This window comes from Chitinibacter bivalviorum, from assembly GCF_013403565.1.
Classification (GTDB): domain Bacteria; phylum Pseudomonadota; class Gammaproteobacteria; order Burkholderiales; family Chitinibacteraceae; genus Chitinibacter; species Chitinibacter bivalviorum.
Genome location: NZ_CP058627.1, coordinates 99038 through 120733, shown reverse-complemented (window position 1 = coordinate 120733; position 21696 = coordinate 99038). Strand labels below are relative to the sequence as shown.

The 21696-nt window shown below is 52.3% G+C and carries 18 protein-coding genes; 5 read left to right on the top strand and 13 right to left on the bottom strand.

Annotated elements, in window-relative coordinates; genetic code table 11:
* Positions 1-16: 16 nt before the first annotated feature.
* From HQ393_RS00550 to thiS, 5 genes are all read right to left on the bottom strand, one after another.
* The gene (locus HQ393_RS00550) at positions 17-601 is read right to left on the bottom strand and encodes an LPP20 family lipoprotein (protein ID WP_246307919.1); all 585 of its coding nucleotides are present in this window, start codon (positions 599-601) and stop codon (positions 17-19) included.
* Between the two features lie 296 nt (positions 602-897).
* Positions 898-1635, bottom strand: coding sequence for a tRNA (guanosine(46)-N7)-methyltransferase TrmB (trmB, locus tag HQ393_RS00545; RefSeq protein WP_179356936.1), 738 nt, complete (start codon positions 1633-1635; stop codon positions 898-900).
* A 171-nt stretch (positions 1636-1806) separates the two neighbouring features.
* Positions 1807-2253, bottom strand: coding sequence for a GNAT family N-acetyltransferase (locus tag HQ393_RS00540; protein ID WP_179356935.1), 447 nt, complete (start codon positions 2251-2253; stop codon positions 1807-1809).
* A 347-nt stretch (positions 2254-2600) separates the two neighbouring features.
* The gene (locus tag HQ393_RS00535; RefSeq protein WP_281361476.1) at positions 2601-3401 is read right to left on the bottom strand and encodes a thiazole synthase; all 801 of its coding nucleotides are present in this window, start codon (positions 3399-3401) and stop codon (positions 2601-2603) included.
* 79 nt (positions 3402-3480) lie between these two features.
* Entirely contained in the window at positions 3481-3684 is a 204-nt protein-coding gene (gene thiS, locus HQ393_RS00530; protein ID WP_179356934.1) for a sulfur carrier protein ThiS, read from the bottom strand.
* Between the two features lie 157 nt (positions 3685-3841).
* Here thiS and HQ393_RS00525 point away from each other — a divergent pair, with 157 nt between their 5' ends.
* Positions 3842-6169, top strand: a complete 2328-nt coding sequence (locus HQ393_RS00525; RefSeq protein WP_179356933.1) for a mechanosensitive ion channel domain-containing protein — start codon at positions 3842-3844, stop codon at positions 6167-6169.
* Positions 6170-6227: 58 nt separating this feature from the next.
* Here the strand turns inward: HQ393_RS00525 and HQ393_RS00520 are convergent, their stop codons facing one another.
* The 5 genes from HQ393_RS00520 to HQ393_RS00500 all read right to left on the bottom strand — a co-directional run bounded on the left by HQ393_RS00520 (position 6228) and on the right by HQ393_RS00500 (position 13846).
* Entirely contained in the window at positions 6228-8417 is a 2190-nt protein-coding gene (locus HQ393_RS00520) for a RelA/SpoT family protein (RefSeq protein ID WP_179356932.1), read from the bottom strand.
* A gap of 2 nt (positions 8418-8419) precedes the next feature.
* Positions 8420-8629, bottom strand: coding sequence for a DNA-directed RNA polymerase subunit omega (gene rpoZ, locus HQ393_RS00515; RefSeq protein ID WP_179356931.1), 210 nt, complete (start codon positions 8627-8629; stop codon positions 8420-8422).
* Between the two features lie 262 nt (positions 8630-8891).
* A complete protein-coding gene (gene gmk, locus HQ393_RS00510) occupies positions 8892-9506 on the bottom strand; it encodes a guanylate kinase (protein WP_179356930.1) in 615 nt (204 codons plus the stop codon).
* 84 nt (positions 9507-9590) lie between these two features.
* On the bottom strand, positions 9591-10733 hold the full coding sequence (locus HQ393_RS00505) for a PQQ-dependent sugar dehydrogenase (protein WP_179356929.1): 1143 nt from the start codon (positions 10731-10733) through the stop codon (positions 9591-9593).
* Between the two features lie 182 nt (positions 10734-10915).
* Positions 10916-13846, bottom strand: a complete 2931-nt coding sequence (locus tag HQ393_RS00500) for a phosphocholine-specific phospholipase C (RefSeq protein WP_179356928.1) — start codon at positions 13844-13846, stop codon at positions 10916-10918.
* A 208-nt stretch (positions 13847-14054) separates the two neighbouring features.
* Here HQ393_RS00500 and phnF point away from each other — a divergent pair, with 208 nt between their 5' ends.
* The 4 genes from phnF (at position 14055) to HQ393_RS00480 (ending at position 17974) form a co-directional block, all read left to right on the top strand.
* Positions 14055-14768, top strand: coding sequence for a phosphonate metabolism transcriptional regulator PhnF (gene phnF, locus HQ393_RS00495; protein ID WP_179356927.1), 714 nt, complete (start codon positions 14055-14057; stop codon positions 14766-14768).
* A 220-nt stretch (positions 14769-14988) separates the two neighbouring features.
* Complete coding sequence (locus HQ393_RS00490) at positions 14989-16074, top strand: hypothetical protein (RefSeq protein ID WP_179356926.1); 1086 nt, start codon at positions 14989-14991, stop codon at positions 16072-16074.
* Entirely contained in the window at positions 16064-17647 is a 1584-nt protein-coding gene (locus HQ393_RS00485) for a GGDEF domain-containing protein (protein WP_179356925.1), read from the top strand. The genes HQ393_RS00490 and HQ393_RS00485 overlap by 11 nt, the downstream gene beginning before the upstream one ends.
* Before the next feature lie 3 nt (positions 17648-17650).
* Positions 17651-17974 carry a hypothetical protein gene (locus HQ393_RS00480; RefSeq protein WP_179356924.1) on the top strand — a complete coding sequence of 108 codons (324 nt, stop codon included), beginning with the start codon at positions 17651-17653 and terminating at the stop codon, positions 17972-17974.
* A 108-nt stretch (positions 17975-18082) separates the two neighbouring features.
* Here the strand turns inward: HQ393_RS00480 and HQ393_RS00475 are convergent, their stop codons facing one another.
* The 3 genes from HQ393_RS00475 to phnX form a co-directional block, all read right to left on the bottom strand.
* Positions 18083-19297 (bottom strand): glycerophosphodiester phosphodiesterase, encoded by a 1215-nt coding sequence (locus HQ393_RS00475; RefSeq protein WP_179356923.1) that lies wholly within the window; start codon positions 19295-19297, stop codon positions 18083-18085.
* A gap of 133 nt (positions 19298-19430) precedes the next feature.
* The gene (locus HQ393_RS00470) at positions 19431-20852 is read right to left on the bottom strand and encodes an FAD-dependent oxidoreductase (protein WP_179356922.1); all 1422 of its coding nucleotides are present in this window, start codon (positions 20850-20852) and stop codon (positions 19431-19433) included.
* Positions 20849-21694 carry a phosphonoacetaldehyde hydrolase gene (phnX, locus tag HQ393_RS00465; protein ID WP_179356921.1) on the bottom strand — a complete coding sequence of 282 codons (846 nt, stop codon included), beginning with the start codon at positions 21692-21694 and terminating at the stop codon, positions 20849-20851. Before phnX ends, HQ393_RS00470 begins: the two co-directional genes overlap by 4 nt.
* Between the last annotated feature and the right edge of the window lie 2 nt (positions 21695-21696).

Sequence of the window (21696 nt, the reverse complement as noted above, 5' to 3'; positions counted from 1 at the left end):
AATAATCGTCGTATATTCACAATGAGAGATAAAAATTCTGGCTAGGATCGACCTTCATCGAAACAGGTTGAGGAACAACCTTCATCGGCGTTGCGGCACTAGGTGCAGATTCATTGGCGGCCGAGGTGGGGTTGGCGCTCTGGGCAGCGGTACGATAGAACTCACCGCCCAAATTGAGCTCCAGTGTCGTCTCAAATGCACCATCTGGCAATGGCGTCACGGTGACAACGCGTGCGCCGCGCAAATATGACTCAACATAGGCGCGAAAGCCGTCGTTATTAAGCGCCATGGCGGAAACTGTACTGTTACCGGTGATTTTGACACCTGAAACAGTCTCAGCCAGTGAGCGATATGCATCCAGCTTGGACGCACGCATCGCCAGTAGGCGGCGTTGCGAAGGTGATAAACCTTCCATCGTTGGCATCGCACCGTAGCCAACGGCATTGATTTTGCTCGGCAGCGTCACGGGGGGATTCATCACGCCTTCGCTGCTGGCGGTATTGGTCGGTTGAGTATGGCTCGCGCACGCGCTCAAACTGAGCAACACAAGCCCAAGTAGACTGATTTTTAATGCTGATTTTGATTGAGGCGTACGAGACATCATGCTCTCCTGACGATATAAACAGGGCTGTTCTGTACTCTAGCAAGCACTAGCCAGAACGCCAGCCATTCCATTAACAGCAACCACTCAATCCTTGCTGCAATGGAAAGCATGGTTCTATCTATATCGGCAGGAAGTTTGGTTTCTACAACTATTTCATGCCAAACAGATGATTTTATTTATTAAACCAAAAATTCCAGCGCATCGTTGCTTCGCCTTGCCGTACCAGCTGTACGGTCTGCGGCTTTGCCCCTTGCGCGGCGGGGTGGCCCCGGGCCAAAATTTTTGTCCTTTATTTAGATCTTTTTGAACACCAGATCCCAAACACCATGACCCAACTTAATGCCACGGTTTTCAAACTTGGTCAGCGGACGATAATCAGGGCGCTCGGCATAGCCCGTTTCACTCGTTGCGGTATTTTGCAGCGCAGTCTCGGCGCTGAGCACTTCGAGCATCTGGATCGCGTAATCTTCCCAATCGGTCGCCAAGTGCAAATAGCCGCCGGTTTTAATGCGCGAAACCAGTTGTTTGACAAATTCTGGCTTGATCAGGCGACGCTTGTTGTGACGCTTTTTGTGCCATGGATCGGGAAAGAAAATATGCGCACCGTCGAGTGAATCAGGTGTGAGCATATGCTCCAGCACTTCAACTGCATCGTGTTGCACGATGCGCAAATTCGTCAGCGATTGCTCGCCGATTAATTTGAGCAAACTGCCGACGCCCGGCGTGTGGACCTCAACGCCCAAAAAGTCAGTTTCAGGGCGAGCCGCAGCAATTTGCGCGGTCGCTTGGCCCATGCCAAAGCCGATTTCCAACACGCGTGGTGCTTGGCGGCCAAAAGCGGCATCCAGATCAAGCGCAGCTGGCGCGTAATCGATACAAAATTTCGGGCCGAATTCTTCCAACGCGCGCGCTTGGCCGCTAGATAAATGCCCTTGGCGCAGCACAAAGCTGCGAATACCACGGCGTAGCGGATTTTCTGCGGCTTGCTCGTCGCCTGCGTCGTTGCTGATGTGTTCGTTTTCGGTGCTCATAGCCTATCCTTCGATGCAAAAACGCCGCACTCTTTGATTTGACTGAAATCTCAGCGCAATCAATTTAGCAGCGGCGTTTGATTTAATAGCGCTATTTTAACTCAGAAAGCCCGATTGAGCTGCGACGAAAATATGGAAAATGCTCAGCGGAAACCTCTCACCCGCGAAGGCTTAGACCGACAAACTGTAATAGCGATACACCGTATCGAGTTGATAACCGAGTGATTCGTACAACGCTTGCGCTGTGGTATTGGTATGCGCGGTGGAAAGCTCAAGCCAAGCGGCGCCACTGTCTTTTGCGTGTTGCGTGGCTTTTTGCATGAGTTGACGCGCAATGCCCTGCCCGCGCGCGGTGTCGCTGACATATAAATCCGACAACAGCCAGATGCGCTCGGCGGCAATCGAGCTAAAGATCGGATAGAGCTGAATAAAACCCAAGGCTTCGCCACCATCATTTTGCGCGAGCAAAATCACCGATTCGCGCAGACTTAGTCGCTCGCTGATAAATTTTCGTGCCGCCAGCAGATCGTGAGGCTGTTCATAAAATACGCGATACGCCGCAAACAGCGGTGCGATTAAATCCAGATCATCGAGTGTGGCGTAGCGAATAATACTCATTGAATGACATCCATAGAATAGGGTATTGGCCTGCAGAATATTTGAAATCTAATCTGCAGGGCAATACCCTATTGATGCCAATTCAAAAACACTGTGTATTTATTGATATACAAAACAAGTTGAGTCAATTCAACATTGCGTCGTAGACCTGAAAATCAGCACTTCACGCAGCACTCAGCAAACGCCAAAATCTGTTTGAGCAAGTCTGCGAGCCAAAATGATTTGAGCTAGACCGAAGCACAGAAACCGGAGTGTACTGAAATACACGAGGCCCCTTTTCCCAAAGATAATGGGAGCATCGTACTAGCTCAAAGTATGCTGGCGCAGCGGCTTGATCAAGCCGATTTTTATTTGGCGGCGATTAGGCCCGATGTTGGGCTCGATGGATCAGCGCTATACAATTTGCGTGGCACACGACCAGCGAGGAAGGCATCGCGACCCGCTTGCACGGCCAATTTCATCGCGCGCGCCATGCGGATTGGGTCTTGCGCACCAGCAATCGCGGTATTCATCAAAATCCCATCGCAGCCCAATTCCATTGCCACAGCCGCATCAGATGCCGTGCCCACACCCGCATCGATCAAGACCGGTACATTGGCCGAGTCGATAATCAGGCGCAGATTCCATGGGTTCAAAATGCCCATGCCCGAGCCAATCAAAGACGCCAAAGGCATGATTGCGCAGCAACCGATTTGCTCCAGCTCTTTGGCGATAATCGGGTCATCCGAGGTATACACCATCACGTCGAAACCATCTTTCACCAGCGTTTCAGCTGCTTTCAGCGTTTCACGCACATTCGGGTACAGCGTGTTCGGGTCGCCCAGCACTTCGAGTTTCACCAATTTATGGCCGTCGAGTAATTCACGTGCTAGGCGCAAAGTACGTACTGCGTCTTCGGCGTTGTAGCAGCCTGCGGTATTGGGCAGATAGGTGTATTGCGATGGTGGCAGCGCATCGAGCAAGGAAGGTTGCGATGCATCTTGGCCGATATTCACACGGCGAATCGCCACGGTCACAATCTCGGCGCCCGATTCATCCACTGCGGCGCGGGTTTGGGCGAAATCTTTGTATTTGCCCGTACCGACGATCAGGCGAGATTGGTAAGTTTTACCAGCGATTTGGAAGGCATCATTGACTGTATTCATCATTTATTTCCTAAAAGGTAAATCACTAATCAGGTATATCCATCAAGGCTATTATTTTATTTGCCTTTGTTGACATACCCCCTTAACCACCACCGACTGCAACGACCATTTCAAGTACATCACCGTTTTGCAAAATCGTTTGTTCATATTGGCTTTTGGGCACAATTTCGCCATTGCGCTCAATCGCAATGCGTTTGCCGGTCAGCTCAAGCTCAACGATCATCTGCGCAATGCTCAGTGATTCGGCAAACTCGCGCGCCGCGCCATTAATTGAAAGCTGGATCATGGTTATTAACCTATTTTAATTCGATGCTAAATCGCTAAACTGACTGAATCAATTGCCTTGCAGTGTATCATGCAGCGCAACAGCTACCTTGATTAGACACAGTAAAAACTGAGTACAAACGCATAAATTGCGCCCCATGCGGCCACACGGAATCACTATGCTCAATCGCCTTTTTATTTTTTCGCTCTTGATACTGCACCTCAGTGCGCACGCGATCACCATTCCAGGTTTACCGAGCACAGCCGATCATGTGGTTTCCCCTGCTATTGCGGCCAGCCCCGTCAGTGACAATGATAAAACAGCGCAAATCCAACAACGTCTGGAATTAGCTCAGACTCAGCTCAAGCAACTGAGCGAAACAGCCACCCCCGGTAGCGCCGGTTATAACCGCAGATTTCTACTGCAAGTTCAAATCACAGCTTATCGTCAGCATCTCGCCGCTTTAGCGGGGATCAAAGCACAAGAAGGTTTAGCCAAAAATCGCCCGCCGGTGGAGGCCATCGCCAGTGGCGTGATTGCGCTTAATACGCAGCGACAAATCATTCAGGCCAATCAACTGGATTTGGCCAATCTCTCTGCAGTATTCAAAACCCAAGAGCTGCAATTGAGCGAGTTACGCGATAATTTGGAAGCTGGCCAAGCTGAATTGCGGCTGAAAAATGAAACGCTGGAACGCGCCAAACCTGCCGACCAAGCGGCGGCGTTGGAGCAACTCAAACTGGCGCAATTACAGCTTGATGCTCGGACGGCGGTCTTGCAGTCGATGGAAGAGCGCCAAAACTACACTCGCGTGCAAATCCAAAACAGTCGCGAGCGTCAAGAAGCACTGACGTTGGCGATGAAAGACATGCCCAAAACGCCAAAAATCAATACCGAAGAATTACAAACGGTACAACAACGGATTGAAAATCAACGACAACAGGTCAGTCAGCAAATTGCCAGTCTTAGCGAAGCCAAGCAACAATGGCTCGATCAAATTCAAGCGTTAAGTGATCAACGTAAAATAATTTTGCTAGAAAAAGAAGCGGCAGAGGCACCGGCTGAACACAATAAAAAGAAAGCCACGCGTAGAAGTCCAGCAGAACTCGAACAAGCGCTGGAACAGATTAGCGCGCAAGAACGCATCAATTATTTGCGCTTAGATAATAATTCGCTGCGCATCGGTATCTTGCTCGACTTGATGAATAGCTACACGCTGGAAAGTGCATTCTGGCAAATGCAATACAATCTGGGTACAAATAAAGAAACCACCGACCTCGACGCATTTCATCGTCTCACCTTGAAATGGGACTCTCACCTCACCAGCATCGCAGCAGAAATTCAACAATCCATTACCGTTGCGCAAATGGAAGCGTCGCTGATTGAAGGCGCTGATGCACTAGCGAAAACCGAGCGCCAACTCTGGCTAGATCGCGCGGATGCTTTTCGCGCCGCGGAGTCCGAAGTGTCGCGCTTGCGCTTATTAATCAACCGCTGGGGCGAGCAGTTTAGTGTTAAAGACACCGAACAGACTTTGGCGATGCGCTGGGAAATCTGGCAAGACAAAATAGTGCAAAAACTGCACAGTGTATGGGAATTCGAAATATTTAGTGTCGCCGATACCATGCAAGTGGACGGCCAAACCATCAATATTTCCCGCAGCGTCACCGTTGGCAAAGTGGTATATGCCATTTTGCTGATTACGATTGGCTTTTTTATCACCCTAAAGCTGGGCAATTTGATCGAACGGCTCTTGATCAATTACGCCAAATACCCTGAAATCATTGTGCGCATTGGTAAACGCTGGCTCCTTGCCGTCGCCTTTATCATTTTGCTGATTAATTCACTGCTGCTGGTGCGCATCCCATTAACCGCCTTTGCATTTATGGGCGGTGCAATTGCGATTGGCTTGGGTTTTGGCATGCAAACGCTGCTAAAAAACCTGATTAGCGGCTTGATGATGATCCTAGAGCGCCCTTTCAAACCGGGTGACACGGTGGAAGTAGGTACGCTGCGCGGTACTGTTGTTGATATGAGTGTACGCGCGGCCGTCATTCGTGATGTCAACGGCATTGAAACGCTCGTCCCCAACAGCACTTTTCTGGAACAAAACGTCACCAACTGGACCTACAGCAGCAGCCAGGTACGACAAAACGTTAAAGTCGGCATGGCCTATGGCAGCGATGTGCGCTTGGTGGCCAAATTATTGGCCGACGATGTTGAGCGGCACGGGCAGATTTGCAAAGAGCCACGTTTTGAGATTCTGCTGGAAGACTTTGGCGCCGACGCGCTGATGTTTGGTGTGTATTACTGGATCGACGTCAATGCCGGCACGATAGGTCGGCAAGTGGCCAGCGATTTACGCTTTATGATCGAAGCGAGTCTGCGCAAACACGATATCGCCATTGCCTTCCCGCAACGAGATGTTCATGTGGATATTGCGCAGCCAATCAAGGTGCAAGTGAGTGAAGATGCAAAACCTGAAAATGCGGTAGGAAAAACCTAAAAAATAAAGGCATGTGGCTAGAAATCAATCTCGGATTGGCTTATAGCCCTATACCCCACTAGGAACGGACGCGCTGCAGTCGGTAAACGCTAGGCAGCGCACGCAGGCGCTTAAGTACTTTGGCCAGATGAATGCGGTTATGCACTTGCAAGGTAAATTGCACGCTCAGATAGCGCTCGTGTGATTCCACCGCATCGCCCATGCTCACAGCCGCAATATTGGCCTCGGCATCGGCCACCGCCGCAGCCAGCGCAGCCAAAGTACCGCGCTCGTTTTCAGCCAGAATTTTCACTGGCACATCAAATAGCCGCGCAACCTCTGGATCCCAATCCACATCGATAAGCTTATCAGCGTCGATACGGCCTTTGGAAACTTGCGGGCAATCATGGGTATGCACCACTAAGCCTTGATCTTTCTTCACAAAGCCAAGGATAGGGTCCCCAGGTATCGGGTTACAGCAGCGAGCAAACTGAATTGCCATGCCTTCTGTGCCGCGAATCGACACCGACATCGGCTTTTTGCCTTGCCGCGCTTCATCCGACCACGTACCAGCCAATTGCAGCAGACGCTTGGCCACCACGACGCCCAACTTCTGCCCTAGACCAACATCAGCGAGCACCGCATCGCGCGATTTCTCGCCGCTTTCGCGCAGGTATTTTTCCCAGATGTCGTCGTTGACATGCAAAGGCTGATGCAGCGCCGAGAAGGCCTGATTCAAGAGCCGCTCGCCCAAATGCACCGATTCGTCAAAGCGCATGGTTTTGAGGAAATGGCGAATTTGCGATCGCGCCTTGCCCGTAGTGACAAACGCCAGCCAGCTTGGGTTCGGGCGCGCATGTGCGGCCATGACCACTTCAATATGATCGCCATTTTTCAGCTTGGTGCGCAGCGGCACCAGCTCATGATTGACCTTGGCCGCTATGCAGCGATTGCCAATATCGGTATGCACCGCATAGGCAAAATCGACGCAGGTCGCGCCATTAGGTAAAGAAAGAATCTTGCCTTTGGGCGTAAACACATAGACCTGATCGGGGAACAGATCGACTTTGATATGCTCCAGAAACTCGACCACATCGCCAGATTCGGCCTGCAATTCAAGCAAGGATTGCAGCCATTGATGCGTTTTTTGCTGCACATCCGAAAAGCCTTCGTCGCCACTTTTATACATCCAGTGGCTGGCTACGCCGGCATCAGCAATGCGATGCATATCTTGCGTGCGAATTTGCACTTCAATCGGCGTGCCGTAGGGGCCAAATAAAGTTGTGTGCAGACTTTGATAACCATTGCTTTTGGCTATGGCGATGTAATCTTTGAATTTGCCGGGAATCGGCTTAAACAATGAATGCAGCGCACCCAAAGTTAAATAGCAATGCGCATTGTCTTTCACAATGACGCGGAAAGCATAAATATCGAGCACCTCAGAAAAACTCAGGTGCTTTTCGACCATCTTGCGATAAATCGAAAACAGATTTTTTTCCCGACCCGAAACTTGCGCCTCGATATTGTGTGCGACCAATTTAGCATTGATCGAGTCGAGGATTTTTTGCACCACTTCACGGCGATTACCGCGTGCCGCTTTTAGTGCTTTGGATAGCACATGATGGCGGCGCGGATGCAGGTATTTGAACGCCAGATCATCGAGCTCTTGATACACCGCGTTCAAACCAATCCGGTTCGCAATCGGCGCGTAGATTTCCATCGTTTCGCGCGCAATGCGTTTTTGCTTGTCGGCACGCATCGAATCCATCGTGCGCATATTGTGCAGGCGATCGGCCAATTTAATCAGCATCACGCGTAAATCGCGCGCCATCGCCAGCAGCATTTTGCGGAAGTTTTCCGCCTGCGCTTCTTCTTTGCTTTGGAATTCGAGCTTGTCGATCTTGCTCATGCCATCGACCAACTCGGCCACCGGCTTGCCGTATTTTTCGGTCAATTCGAGCTTGGTGACGCCGGAGTCTTCCATCACATCGTGGAGCAGCGCTCCAGCCAGCGCCTGCGCATCGAGCTTCCATTGCGTCAGAATCGTTGCAACGGCCAGCGGATGCGAGATATACGGCTCGCCCGAGCGGCGCATTTGGCCGCGATGAGCGTTTTCAGCAAATAAAAAAGCCGCCCTTAACATCTGGCGGTCTTCAGGCTTGAGATAAGCCGTGTGCTCGGAGAGGAAGCGGTTCGCTTCCTCAATCACTTCGGGTGCATCCTGCAGCGCAGGCACATCTTCAACAGTGAGTACCGAGCTTGTCGTCATGCTTAGCCGCGGTTACGCGTCAGAATTTCAACGCCAACTAAACCTGCAGCCATTTCACGCAAAGCCAAAACAGTTGGCTTATCGCGGCCATTGTTTTCAACTTGTGGTGATGAACCGTTTTCGAGCTGGCGCGCGCGATAAGCGGCTGCCAAAGTCAGATCAAAACGGTTTGGAATACGATCCAGACAATCTTCAACCGTGATACGGGCCATAATTTACTCTCCGAAATACTTCAATACTGTCGCGCCGTTTGGCAAAATGCATAAACCATCAGGCGAAACCGTCGATTATACCAGCTTGCGCCGAGTTTGGCCTTCCAGTCCTCAAGCACGCTCGCAAAGCGAGGTGTCCCCTCAGGGAGGGGACGGAAAGGGTGGGTATAAAACATCAAGGCTGCGAATTCAAATACTTGCATAATCAGGCTCGGCTTTGCCGAGACTTGAATACCTTCGTATTCCACTTTGTCCAGCAGCCTTAGCCCTTCAGGCTTGAAATCAAGGCCGTATGGCGTGCCGACTGGCGCACCAAGGTCAAACGCTGAGCACGCACCACCGACACAATATCGCGAACGGCATCGTCGATATGCTCGTTCACAATCACAAAATCAAACTCATCCACATGGCTGCATTCTTCCCGCGCCACTGCCATGCGCTTGTTGATGACTTCATCGCTGTCTTTGCCGCGATTACGCAAGCGGCTTTCCAATGTTTCCAGTGATGGGGGCAATACAAACAAGCCAATCGCCTCTGGGAATAAACGGCGCACTTGCTGCGCACCTTGCCAGTCGATTTCCAGCAAAATATCGCGACCGGTATTGATCGCTTCGTTAATCCACACTTGCGAGGTACCGTAGTAATTACCATACACCTCGGCGTGCTCGAGTAATTCACCGGCGCTAATCATGCGCTCGAATTGCTCACGTTCAACAAAGTGATAATCCTTGCCATCGACTTCACCGGCACGCGGTGCGCGCGTGGTGTAGGAAATCGACAGCTGCACATTGGCATCAGCCGCCAGCAATGCTGCAACCAGCGTGGTTTTACCTGCACCCGATGGCGCAGTCACCACGAATAAATTTCCCTTGGCCATGTCCGGCTCCATTTGCATTAATTAGGGCTAAGTATAAGTGAACTCTGGCGAATGAGAAAACTCGCATTGCGCACTGGGGCTGGATTATTGATCTGCCCCAATACGAATCAATTGGCCATTTCGATCATCAACAAACCACACAGCGCCATCACTTGCCTGCCGAATCTCCACCGGCCCCGCTAAGCCATGCTCGCCTCGCCAAGGGCCAAGTAGTATTTTTGGCTTTCCTGTCGGCATGCCACGCGCATCCGTTGCATACAGCACAATCCGCTGCCCATGCTGGCGATAGCCATGAAAACCGACGACTAACTTACCGCGCAATGCTGCTGGCACTGAGTCGCCTAGCCACCAAGTCATCCCCAATGGCGCCACGTGGGCGGGTAACAAAAGTTGCGGTCTGATTGTTGTCTTGCAGTCATATTTAGGAAATTCGGGCGCGGCGCGCGCATTGTCATAGCAATACGGCCAGCCGTAATTTGCACCTTGTTGCAGCACATTGATTTCATCGTGCGGCAGCTCATTATCATTGGCTAAATGCAGTGGAATATGAATGCCATCGCGGCTGTTTTCTGCCTGCAGCACCAGCCCCGAGTTCGGATGTACGGCAATGGCCATGCTATTGCGCAGCCCCCGCGCAAATATGCCGAGATTTTCCAGCTGCCCATCACTTTTCACCCGAAATTGCCGTACGCTCCCCGCAGGATCGCTGCCTTCTGCCTCGGCACATTGCTGGCCAGCGGCTTCTTCGCAATTATTCGAGCTACTACCCACATTCACATACAGCTTGTCGCCACTGAGCGTAAATGTCGTCAGTGGATGACGCTCGCGCTTCGGTAATTTGGCAACGATTTGTCGTTGTTCTGGGTTAGCCAAATCCAGCAAGGTAATCTGGCCAACCTCGCCCACCAATAGCCGCCCATTTGCTAACACGGCCATGCTATGCGGACGATCGAGCTTCTGGGCGACGATGCTTTTTTGCCAGCCCTGCTCACTGGGCGTAAACAGCGAAACTCGCCCCACTGCCGCATCCCAGCGCACCATTTCACTCACCAGCACGCGACCATCCGGCAAAAAGGCAATCCCACGCGGCATTTGTAGCTTTTCGGCCACGACCCCAGCGCAGATGCCCGCTGCGCTCGGCGCAGCCAAAGCCGGCAAATTGCCACAGCTTTTTGCTTGCACGGTTTGGCTGATCAGCATTATGGCGATCAAGCTCAGTAGCCTCATACCCCCTCCTTCTGCTTGTTGAATGATGAACGTTTCAGGCCAACAAGCTACCTCAAATCACTCATTGATCAGACATTTAATTTACAGGCCGCGCGCAGTCGAAATACAAGGCCATCCATAAATTAAACAATAAAAGCAAAAAAGCCTGTCACCAGGACAGGCTTTTGCTTTTGCGAAAATATTTACTGGCAAGCCCCCAAATCCTGCCAAGGCAAGGCCGAGCCTGAATTGCTGCTGGGTCGCTCGCCTTGGCTGATCCATTTGGCTTGATAATTGCGCCCCGCATCGCTGACGATGCTTCCTGCGGCATACGTCGTGGCAGACTGCCATGCCGTGGCACATTGATTCACCGCCATTGCTGCCGGCGCAGCAGCAGGCGTGGCGGTCGGGCTAATGCGCAAGGTTTGTAATGGCTGACTCGCCGCTGCAATGGCGCGAATTTCGGCGGCAGGCAGGGCGCGATTCCATACGGCAATATCGTCAAACGCCAGCACGAATTTTTCTTTCGGATAACGTTTGTAATAGTCGCCACGCGCGTCTTCGTTCAGCGCCCAGCGTTTGTAACTTGGCACAATATTGCCGGTGACATTGCTAAATGACAGCACAGACTCGGCCACAGTACCGCTGGCATTGCTGGCGTAGCAGCGCATGGTTTTGGCTGCCGGATCAACGGCAATCGCCACATACACCCACGCGCCCGTCACCATCGCCAAATAGCCATCGGCGCGATTGGTGCCATCGCCAATATTAAATTTAAAGCGGCCATCACCCGAATGCCCGATGGAAATCCCGGCGTTTTTACCCGTTGCCCAGTCTTTATTGGCGACGATGCTGGTCATATTGGCGCCCATATTGCTTGGCATTTTGACCCAGAAACCCAAGGTAAATGGCGCACTGCTCATCTCGAACGGCATAAAGGCAGCTATACCCTGCGTGGCATCGAGCTGTAAAGCTGATGCAAATTTGCCTGCGGCCACATACCCCACCGCACCTACCGTATTCAGGTTAGCGGCGCCCACTTCATCGACGACGGTCGAATCGGTACGGTAGTAATGCGTCAAGCCAGTTAGCAAGGCCGTGGTAAAGCCCGCTACTGGCACAGGAGTTGCAGTAGGCGCTGGCGAAGCCGTTGGGACGGGTGTCGTGCCCGGCATCGGGATGCGACCGGGGAAAGTCTGACTAATGCCACCTTCGATATGGCCGCAATATTCATACACAAAAGTATTGCCAGTATCGCCAACAATCAACAGCATCACGTCGTACCAGTTATTGACCGTAGCCAGCGTGAATGTCGCGCTGGCATTGGCGGCGATGGAAACCGGTGTGCGCTGGCCGCGCAGGTAGTCGTCGATGTTGATCGATAGCGCGACGGCGGCACGATTCTGGATCGTGATGCTGATTGATCCACCCGCCAAATTTGGCGTCACGCTCACTTGAGGATAGGCGCCGTTTTGCCACGCATTCGCCAAAATGCTGCCCGCAAAGCGACGATAAAAACTATTCGGCCCATGGATCGCCAGATCAAAGCGCCCATTGCTCGCGGCGGTGGCATCGATCACTTGCGATTGCGTGCCATTGGCGGGTACGGTGACAAAAATCGGGCTAAAAGTCAGCGTGTTGTAGCCATGAATATTAAACGCCGCAGCTTGAGCGCCCATATTGGCCAATTGCAAAGTAATTTTCTTGGTCGCCGGGTCAACCACAGCATCAACGCTAGGCTGCACGGCCACGGGGCGCAATGGGCGTGAACCGCCTGATTCAACCGCCGGCGCACTTGCCTCGCCATTGGGAACGGCGGCAGGCAAATTAGCGCAGGCAAACGCCGCATCGCTCGCCAACGTTGTCGTGTCGGGAATCGTCGTTGGGTAGCCATAGCCGCTGGCGGTGAAGTCAAAACCATCCATCAAGTCGCCGCACACGCTACGGCGCCACGCACTGATATTGGGCTCTTGTACGCCAGTAAATTTTTCCAGGAAACGAATCACCGACGTTAAATCACACGCTTGGCTATACACATAACCGCCAATGCTCCACGGCGAAATCAGCCATGTAGGCATCCGATGCCCCAAGCCCAGCGGATAGCCACTTTTCCATTCATTGACCGTCCCGACGGGCGCTGTTGGCGGTACGACATGATCGAAAATACCGCCGTTTTCGTCGTAGGTATAAATAAACACCGTCTTGGCCCACACCGCCGGATTGCTCGCCAACGCATCGAGGAAAATCTTGGCGTAATTCGCACCAGCATTGGGCTCGTGCGCGGGGTGCTCCGATAGCGCAGCGGGCGCGATAATCCAGCTCACTGCAGGCAAACTATCGGCGGCGACATCTTTAGCAAACGCATCGCGCGTGCGCTTGACCATGCCATTTTGATATAGCGGCGAGGTGGTAGCGGCGGATTTAAATTTGCTAAACCACGCCAAGGCATTGTCGTCGTAGTTATCCTGCTCCTGATACATTTTCCAGCTGATGCCCGCCGTTTGCAGACGTTCAGCGTAGGTTGTCCAGGTAAATGGGATCGCTTCGCTATTATCCATTTGTGCGCCACTCGCCCACAGCCCTTGCCCATTGCTACCCGACATCAGGAATAAACGGTTGGGATTGGTGCTGGTATTACTTGAACAGAAAAAATGATCGCAGGTGGTAAATGCATCCGACAGCGCGTAATGGAATGGAATGTCTTCACGCGTGTAATAACCCATCGCGTAATTGCCCTTATTCGGGATCCATTTGTCCATCTGCCCGCCGTTAAAAGCATTGCGGCCACTCGTCCAGTCATGCGTCACATCGACCATACACTGGCCATTGGTCGTTTTGCTATTCAGGCGAAACGGCCAGATCGCTTGATTGCTGGCGTTTTTTTGCGCAAACACCGAGCTGCCATCAGGCAAACGCAAAGGATGCGGGTCGTTATAGCCGCGCACGCCATTGAGCGAGCCCAGATAGTGATCAAAGGCGCGGTTTTCCTGACTCAAAATCACCACATGCGCCACCGATGCCAAGCTGCCACTGCCGACGCTGGCGGCAATCGCGCGTTGCACGCTCAACGGCAAAGCCGCCAAAGCCCCGCTGGCCGTAGCGTATTTCATAAACTGACGACGATCGATACCCATTTTCTCCCCCCTTTTAGAAAACAGGCATACTCATCTAGATGTATGTCAATCGGGTAACATCTAGATGATTTTTTGATTAATTTTCAAATTAGCAATGCGGGATATCCCAAATCATCCTGAATAAAATTGACAGCGAACTCGAACTCACTCATCTAGATGTCATCGAATCGCACTATAATCACGCTTTTGAATCGCGCTCTGATATTCGATGTCCGCCAAAAACCCCGCCAAATGGCAGCAAATCGCCGCTACGCTTGCCGTAGAGATCAATCAGAAAAGCCTGACTGGCCAATTGCCGATTGAGCCGCTGCTGGCCGAGCGCTTTACCGTTAATCGCCATACGGTACGCCGCGCGCTGCAAGAGCTTGAAGCGCAAGGGCTGGTGCGGATCGAGCAAGGACGCGGCACGTTTGTGCAAGAAGACTTAATCGCGTATCGCATGGGTCGCAAAGAACGCTTTTCGCACAGTCTGGCGGCGCAAAGCCTTAGCGGGCAGAGCAAAATATTGCAGCACGAAATCATCGTGGCGAATGACGACATTTGCAACATGCTCGAAATTCCTGCCGGGAGTGAAGTGCTAAAAATCGACGCGCTCGATTACGTCGAGGAGCAAATCGTTGGCGTTTGCACCGAATACTTGCCACTGCCGCGCTTTGCCGGATTTACCGAACGCCTCATCCAAAATGGCGTGATGAGCGAAGCGCTGCGCGCCGTAGGGATACAAAATATCTCGCGCAAACTATCCCGCATCACCGCCCGTATGCCCCGCCCCGAAGTGGCGGTTCAGCTTGCCCAACCCAAAAGCCAGCCCGTGCTGTATGTCGAGAGCGTGTATCAGGATGAAAAAGGTGAAGTGATCGAATATGGCATCACGCGCTTTGCCGCCAACGCGGTGCAGCTATTGATTGAGCCAGAAAACTAATTCAGCCCGAGCAACCAACCTTGGGTATATAACTATAGATCATGATTTAATTGAATCCTATTGATATACCCATAATTATATTCAAGCAAGCAAACCACAATACCGCCGCGCACGTTACCCCCGCCGCCATCGTCCAGCCTCTCCACACGTCTCCCGCCATTGGCGCATCCAGCCCCGACTGGCTATAAACAAATTCATCCCATCGTGTGTCTATCCGCCCATGAAACAGCAGATCAAATCACTGATTGATCAAGCGCTCGACCAGATGCGCCTGTGGCGTACGGATGAGGCTTTGCCGCTGCTCAAGCAGGCCAGTGCGCTATCGATTGCGGCGGGCGACTTTTATCATCAGCTGTTGATCGAGTTTTATATTGCCCGTTGTGATTACGCCGAACATCGATTTTCGGCGGCGCTCAATCGAACACGACGTGCGGCCAAACACATGGATGACCCGCGTCTGAACGAGACGGAGCAAATTGCATTAAGGGTGTATTTATTTCAGCTACAAGCCTTGGTGGCACGTGAAAAAGGCAATTTCAGCCTCGCTCTGAATCATTGGATGCAGGTGCTCGACTTGGCGATGCAGCAGGCGATGAATCTGCAATTAATCGATGCGTGCCTCGGCGTGGGTGAGATTTACCTGTTGGGCCAGCAATATGAGCAAGCTGGGCAAGTGTATCAACTGGCGTTTAGCCGCGCCTTGATGATTGGCGATGCGTTTCAGGTCGTCAAAGCCGGTTTGCATTGGCTGCATTTACTGATGACATGCGAGCACTACGAGCAAGCGCGCAAAGTCTGCCAGCAGATCAATGGCTTAATTGACGATCAGATCGATCCCGCTTGGCGCATTGATTTGCAAGTGAATGAAGCGCGGCTGCTGTTGCAAGCTGGGCAACGTGCCGCAGGTTTGGCGGCGCTACAAAATTTAAGCACACAATGCTTTGCGCTCGGCTATTACTGGGGTGCGTCGGTGATCGCCAAACTGCTGGCCGGCTTGTACGCCGAAGATGGCCAACTTGAGCAAGCCTGCTCGCTGCTCAAACAAATGACCGATCTGAACGAGCAGCAAGGCTCGTATTGCCCTGCCGAGCTGTACCAACTGCATGCCGAGCTCGAATATCAGCGCGCGCAAATGGACGAGGCCTTAAAACAACTCGAACAATATCGCATCAAGCGCGGCGAAGAATTACAGCATTTGCATCAACGTGCCGCAGTGATGACGCCGAGTCGGCAGCGCTTGCTCGATTTGACCTTGGAAAATTTGCTACTGCGCCAACAACTCTCACAGGTGCAATATGCTGGATGAACTCTACCAGCGCCTCGATGCCGAGCCCGATGCTGTTTTGTTTGAAGTGAAACAGCAATTGCAGCGCGAAACCGATCCCGCTCGCAAAAATGAGCTGACGCTGCTGGAGCTAAAAATCCTCGATCGTCAGGGGCAATTTCGGCAAACCCTACCGCGTTATGCCGCGCTTTTGCAGCACATCCAAAATCAGCCTGTGCTGGAAATGGCCACGCTAGAAGAATACGGCAATGTCGCGCTAGTGCTATCGCCCCAACAGGAATTACTGCAAATTTGGTCACGCCTATTTATCCGCGCGACCAGCCTGCAAAACTATGAATACGCCATCAATGGCCTTAATGGCATTGGCAAATCATTTTGGCGCACTGATGATTATGAAGGGGCGAAAAAATACCATCTGCAGGCGCTGGAATTGGCTTTGCTCGTGAAAGAAGGTCGTGGCAAAGCGCAAAGTTATTTGTGCCTAGCCAAAGACTGCATCGCTTTGGCGCAATTTGATGAAGCTTTAGCCGTGCTCGGTGCGGGGCACAACACGATTTTGAAATACGGCGACCCACAATGGCATGCCGAAGCCATGCTGTATCGCGGCATGTGCTTATTGAAAATCCAAGCCCCCAGCGAAGCCTTGCATGAATTAATCGCTGCCGAGCGCTTGGCCGAGCAGATCCATTTTCATTGGGCATTAGCGCAAATTCAGTACGCCATCGCCGAGGCGCATGATCAGATGCAGGCGAGTGACGCATTTACACAAGCAGTGAATAAGGCGCTCGATACCGCGATTGTGGTGCACGATGTACCATTATGTGAACGCATCCACCTGCTCGCTTATCGCTACCACAAACGCCAGCTACAACTCGCAGCCGCGTTTGAGCATCTCAGCGCCGCCAATCGTTACACCGAAGAAATCGTCGCCGATCAATACAATCCCAAGCTCGACGCGCCCAAACGGCTACTGCGCCGAATCAATGAAAAAATGGGGCTGGCGTGGCTCAATGCGATGAATATGGCGCTGGCCAATACGCTGGATGCGCAAGACGAAGAAATGCGCCGCCTAAGCGGTATTGCGTATCAAGATGCACTCAGCGGTATGCAAAACCGCCGCGCGCTGGAGCTCAAACTCGCCGACTTGCCCGCGCAAAAAAACATCGCGCTATTCATTGTCGATATTGACCATTTCAAATCGATTAACGACAACTATGGCCACACCACCGGCGACGCGGTAATCGCGACCTTGGGCAAAATCTTGTCGGCCTGTTGCCGCAAAGCCGATGAATTTATCGCGCGCTACGGCGGCGAGGAATTCGTTGGCATTATCATCGACATCGATTTACCCACTGCCATTCGCATCGTCAACCGCATTCACGCCGCGATTGCGCATTACACTTGGGCGGAAATCCTCAACAATCGCCCCGTCACCGCCAGCATGGGGCTGGCTTATTCCAATCAGCACACCGGCCAGCAATTACTACAATTAGCCGACGCCGCGCTGTATCAGGCCAAAGACCATGGCCGCAATTGCATCTGGCTTAGCCAAGCACCCAATTGGCAGCCTGAGCCTTTGCATGCGGCAAAATAAGTCATGTCTGGAAAATCGCCCAAAGCAGCTCCCCAAGCAGATCGCAGCGCAGAACGATTAATCACTGCCATTATGGGCGTCTTTTTTCTGGTCATGGCGTGGCTGACGCTATTGGAAAATGGCATTGCGCTCAAAGGAAAAAGCGGTGCGGTCTCGTGGGTGACAGGCTCGCCATCCACCTGGATTGCGCTGGCCAGCTTAGGGTTTGCTGCACTGTCGTTTGCTTTGCTGTTGCGCAGTTTGAATGCCCGAAAATCCGCTTATCTAGCGATGCTGGTGCTGGTTTTTTTACCGGCTTTAATTTTCATTATTGTCACGTTGCCTTGACGTATATTGATAAACAGCTTGGACAGCAAAGACTTCATTGATATACCCATGCAAGAATTCAAATAAAAACCGCCAGCAATGCTGGCGGTTTTTTGCGCGACTAGACAATCACTTCGCTTGCAGCTCTTGCACGTATTCGGTGCGCGCGGCAATTGCCGTGTCGGCAAAGTCAGAGAACACACCGTCCAAGCCTAAACGATAGAAGGCTTTGTATTCAGCTTTCGGATCATTTTTGAAATCAGCCGGAATGCGGCGTGATTCGTTGCGGAAAGTGTAGGCATGCACCATCAAACCGGCTTTGTGCGCATCGGCAATCAGCGTCGTTGGTGGCAGGCTCGTCGCGTCGGCATAATTGATTTTGCCATCGCCATTCACATCAAGCTGCTTACCATCGGCGCCAAACGTACCCTTCACCGACATAATGTACGGTTTCCACGGGCCAATGCCATCGGCGTAGGTTTTGATTTCAGCCAAGCCCGCTGGTGTAACCATATCGCTGAACAGGCGTTTATCCCCGGCGACGGCCCAATCGTAAGGCTTGTCATACGGTGCAGCAAAAGTCAGTTTGCCCGTTTTCATGTCGACATCATCAGCATCGATCAGCTGAATTAACTTGGTATTGAGCCCTTTGCTTTTCAGGTATTTCAAGCTGCTGGGCTCAAAACTTTGCACGTAAATCGGCGCGGTTTTGCTATTCCAGCCAGCGGCTTTAATCATGTCGATCAGTTTATCTTCCAAAGGCAAGCCAATTGCGCGGTGATACGTTGGGTTTTTAGTTTCCGGATACACCGCAATCACGCGCGTTGACGTTGATTTGGCCTTGGCCAAATCAATAATTTCTTGGAATGTAACAATTTTATATTGGCCATTAAATTGCTGCGGACGCTCGGCATCCGTAGAAATACCGCCCAAGGTTTTAATTTCGGCCAATGTAAAATCGCTGGCAAACCAGCCAGTTTGTGATTCACCATCGACCACTTGCGTTCTTTTGCGATTAGCGAATTCAGGATGCTTATCCACATCCGTGCTATACGCCAGATTCGGGTCATGGCGCGCAATTAAAACACCGTCTTTGGTGGAAATTAAATCCGGCTCAATCGCATCAGCGCCCAATTCAATTGCCCGTACATACGCTTCATACGTTTCCTCAGGGATATAACCCGAAGCGCCGCGATGCGCGACCACCAAAGGCTGCTGGCCATTTAAGGTCAGAAAGGGTTTAGCCGCGGTTTGAACTAGTGTGGTGGAGCTTGGTATACTGCCGCCACCACATGCGGTTAATGTAGACGCAACAGCAATTGAAATCAGAATGGGCTTTAACATAAGGCATCAATTTAAAATTAAACAGAATTCAATAGCATAAATATACTCAATGAATATTCAGCTACTTTTCAATGACTGTTTGATGAAAAATAATTAGCAATTACCCAATTCACGATTTAACAATTAATTCACCTTATTTATCTGATTTCCCAGCCGCAGCGGCAAAGCGTGCCAAAAATCGATCAATCCAGAACGGCGCTTTATCATGGTCTTCGGCGTTTTCTTTGCGGCGTATGGCATTACGCACCAGCAGGCTGCCCAGCCAGCGAATCGGCTCAGGCGGAAAATAACCCAGCGGCCCACTCACTAATGCACATTGCCCCCAACCGCCCTGCTCACCCCGCACCATACTGGCTAAAATTTGCCCACCCAGATAGCAGGTGCTCACGCCATTGCCCGAATAGCCAAAGCCATAAAAGATATTTTCTTGCTGATCGAGGCGGCCAAAGAAAGGCAACCCTGTGACCGAGCGATCGGACGCACCATTCCATGAGTCGGCGATTTTGACCTTGGCGAGCGACGGGAAAAACTGCTGCAGACTATCGCGCAAAGCCGCCCGATAGCGGCTAGGCTGATCGAATTCGGCGAGCATTTTCCCGCCAAAAGCAAAGGTATTGCCGCCCTTGCCCAGCATCAAGCGGCCATCGGGTGTGCTGCGATAGTAGTGCACAAAAATGCGCGAGTCGCACACCGATGCGCCGTGAGCTAGGCCAAGTTGCGTGATCAGCTCAGGGCATGGCTCGGTAATGACCATATCAGACGACACAATCGCGATGGATCGCTCAAACTGGCGAAATTGACTCGCCATCCACGCATTGAGCGCCAACACCACTTTGCCAGCCCGTACCTGGCCTTGCGAAGTGTTGACCTTGGCGATCGTGCCGTAGTCGAGTGATTGCATGGCCGTATGCTCGTAAATCACCACGCCCATCGACTCGGCCACGCGCGCCAAGCCCCGCACCAGCAAGGCCGGTTGTACGCTCCCCGCTACGGGCGAAAAATGTCCTTCGATGTGCTTGGCCGAGCCAGTTTGTTGCTGCACATTGGGCGCAGCCATTGGGCTCCAGCTATTGATTTTCTGCTGCTCCAAGGCGTCGAGCACGGCTTGCATACAACCTTGCTGCGCGCGATTGGTCGCGGTGTAAATGGCGCCGTCGAGCCGCAATTGCGCGTCAATGCCATATTGCTCACAAAAATCACGTATGGCGTACACCGCTTCTTCCGAGCCACGCACAATGCGCGCCGCCTCGGCCTCACCAAACAGGCGCTTTAACGTCAGATATTTGGGCGCCAAGGTCAACACGCAACCGCCGTTGCGACCCGATGCCCCACTACCGCATAGGTCTTTTTCCAGCAGCACAATTTTGAGCTGCGGCTCACTCATTTTGAGCTGGATCGCCGTCCACAAGCCGGTATAGCCGCCGCCGACAATGCAGACATCGGCATCGACATTGCCTGTCAGCGGTGGCCGATGGCTCGCTGCTTCGCCTTTTAAAGCCTCGGCAAACCACCATGGGCGAAATTCACTTTGCTCGGCATCGACTGCGCTGTTCATGGTTGCTCACCTGCCGCCATGCGCAGCTCGATCTCATTGAGCACCGGCAGCAAATCAGCAATCGAGTCGATGACATAATGCGCGCCCGCTTGTGCTAATTTGCGGCTGGCTTGATCGCGCTTTTGCTCTTGCTGCTCAATATCGAGCGCGTCCCATTCGTCTTGCGTCAGGCCTACTTCATTGCCGCTGATCGCCAAACCCACCGTCCACATGCCGGCGTTCAGACCCTCGCTAATGCCGGGTATCGTGTCGTCGACCTTGACGCATGCGGCGACGTGGCCAATACCCAGCTCGATGACATTGGCCAAGGCCATCCACGGCCCCGGGCGAGCCCCCGCTTTCAAATCATCAGCCGCCACAATATGATCGGGTACAAAACCGTAATCGGCCGCAATCGGCTGTAGTGTATTCATCACCGCGCGAGGATAGCCGGTGCAGCTACCGATTTTCAGCCCACGCTGGCGAAGTTGGGTAATCGTCTCGATTGCGCCGCGTATCGGCAGCGAAAAGCGCCCAACGTGCTCGATTTGCATTGGCATAAACAGCGCGTAGATCCGATCCACATCGGCGTCATTCATCGCCGCGCCAAACTGGGCTTGCCAGCGCGCCGCTACGCTGGGCATTTGGCCAACGGCTTTGATGTGATCCCACTTGGCTAAGCCCATCGGCCCGCGCGCTTCATCGAGCGTTAAGTGAATACCGATCTGGGCAAATGCCTCGACCAACACTTGTGTCGGGGCAAACGAACCAAAGTCGAGCACCGTACCTGCCCAATCAAAAATAACGGCTTCGAGTTTGCCAACGTAACGACGCGTGAAATGATATGGATAAGAAGAGTTCATTT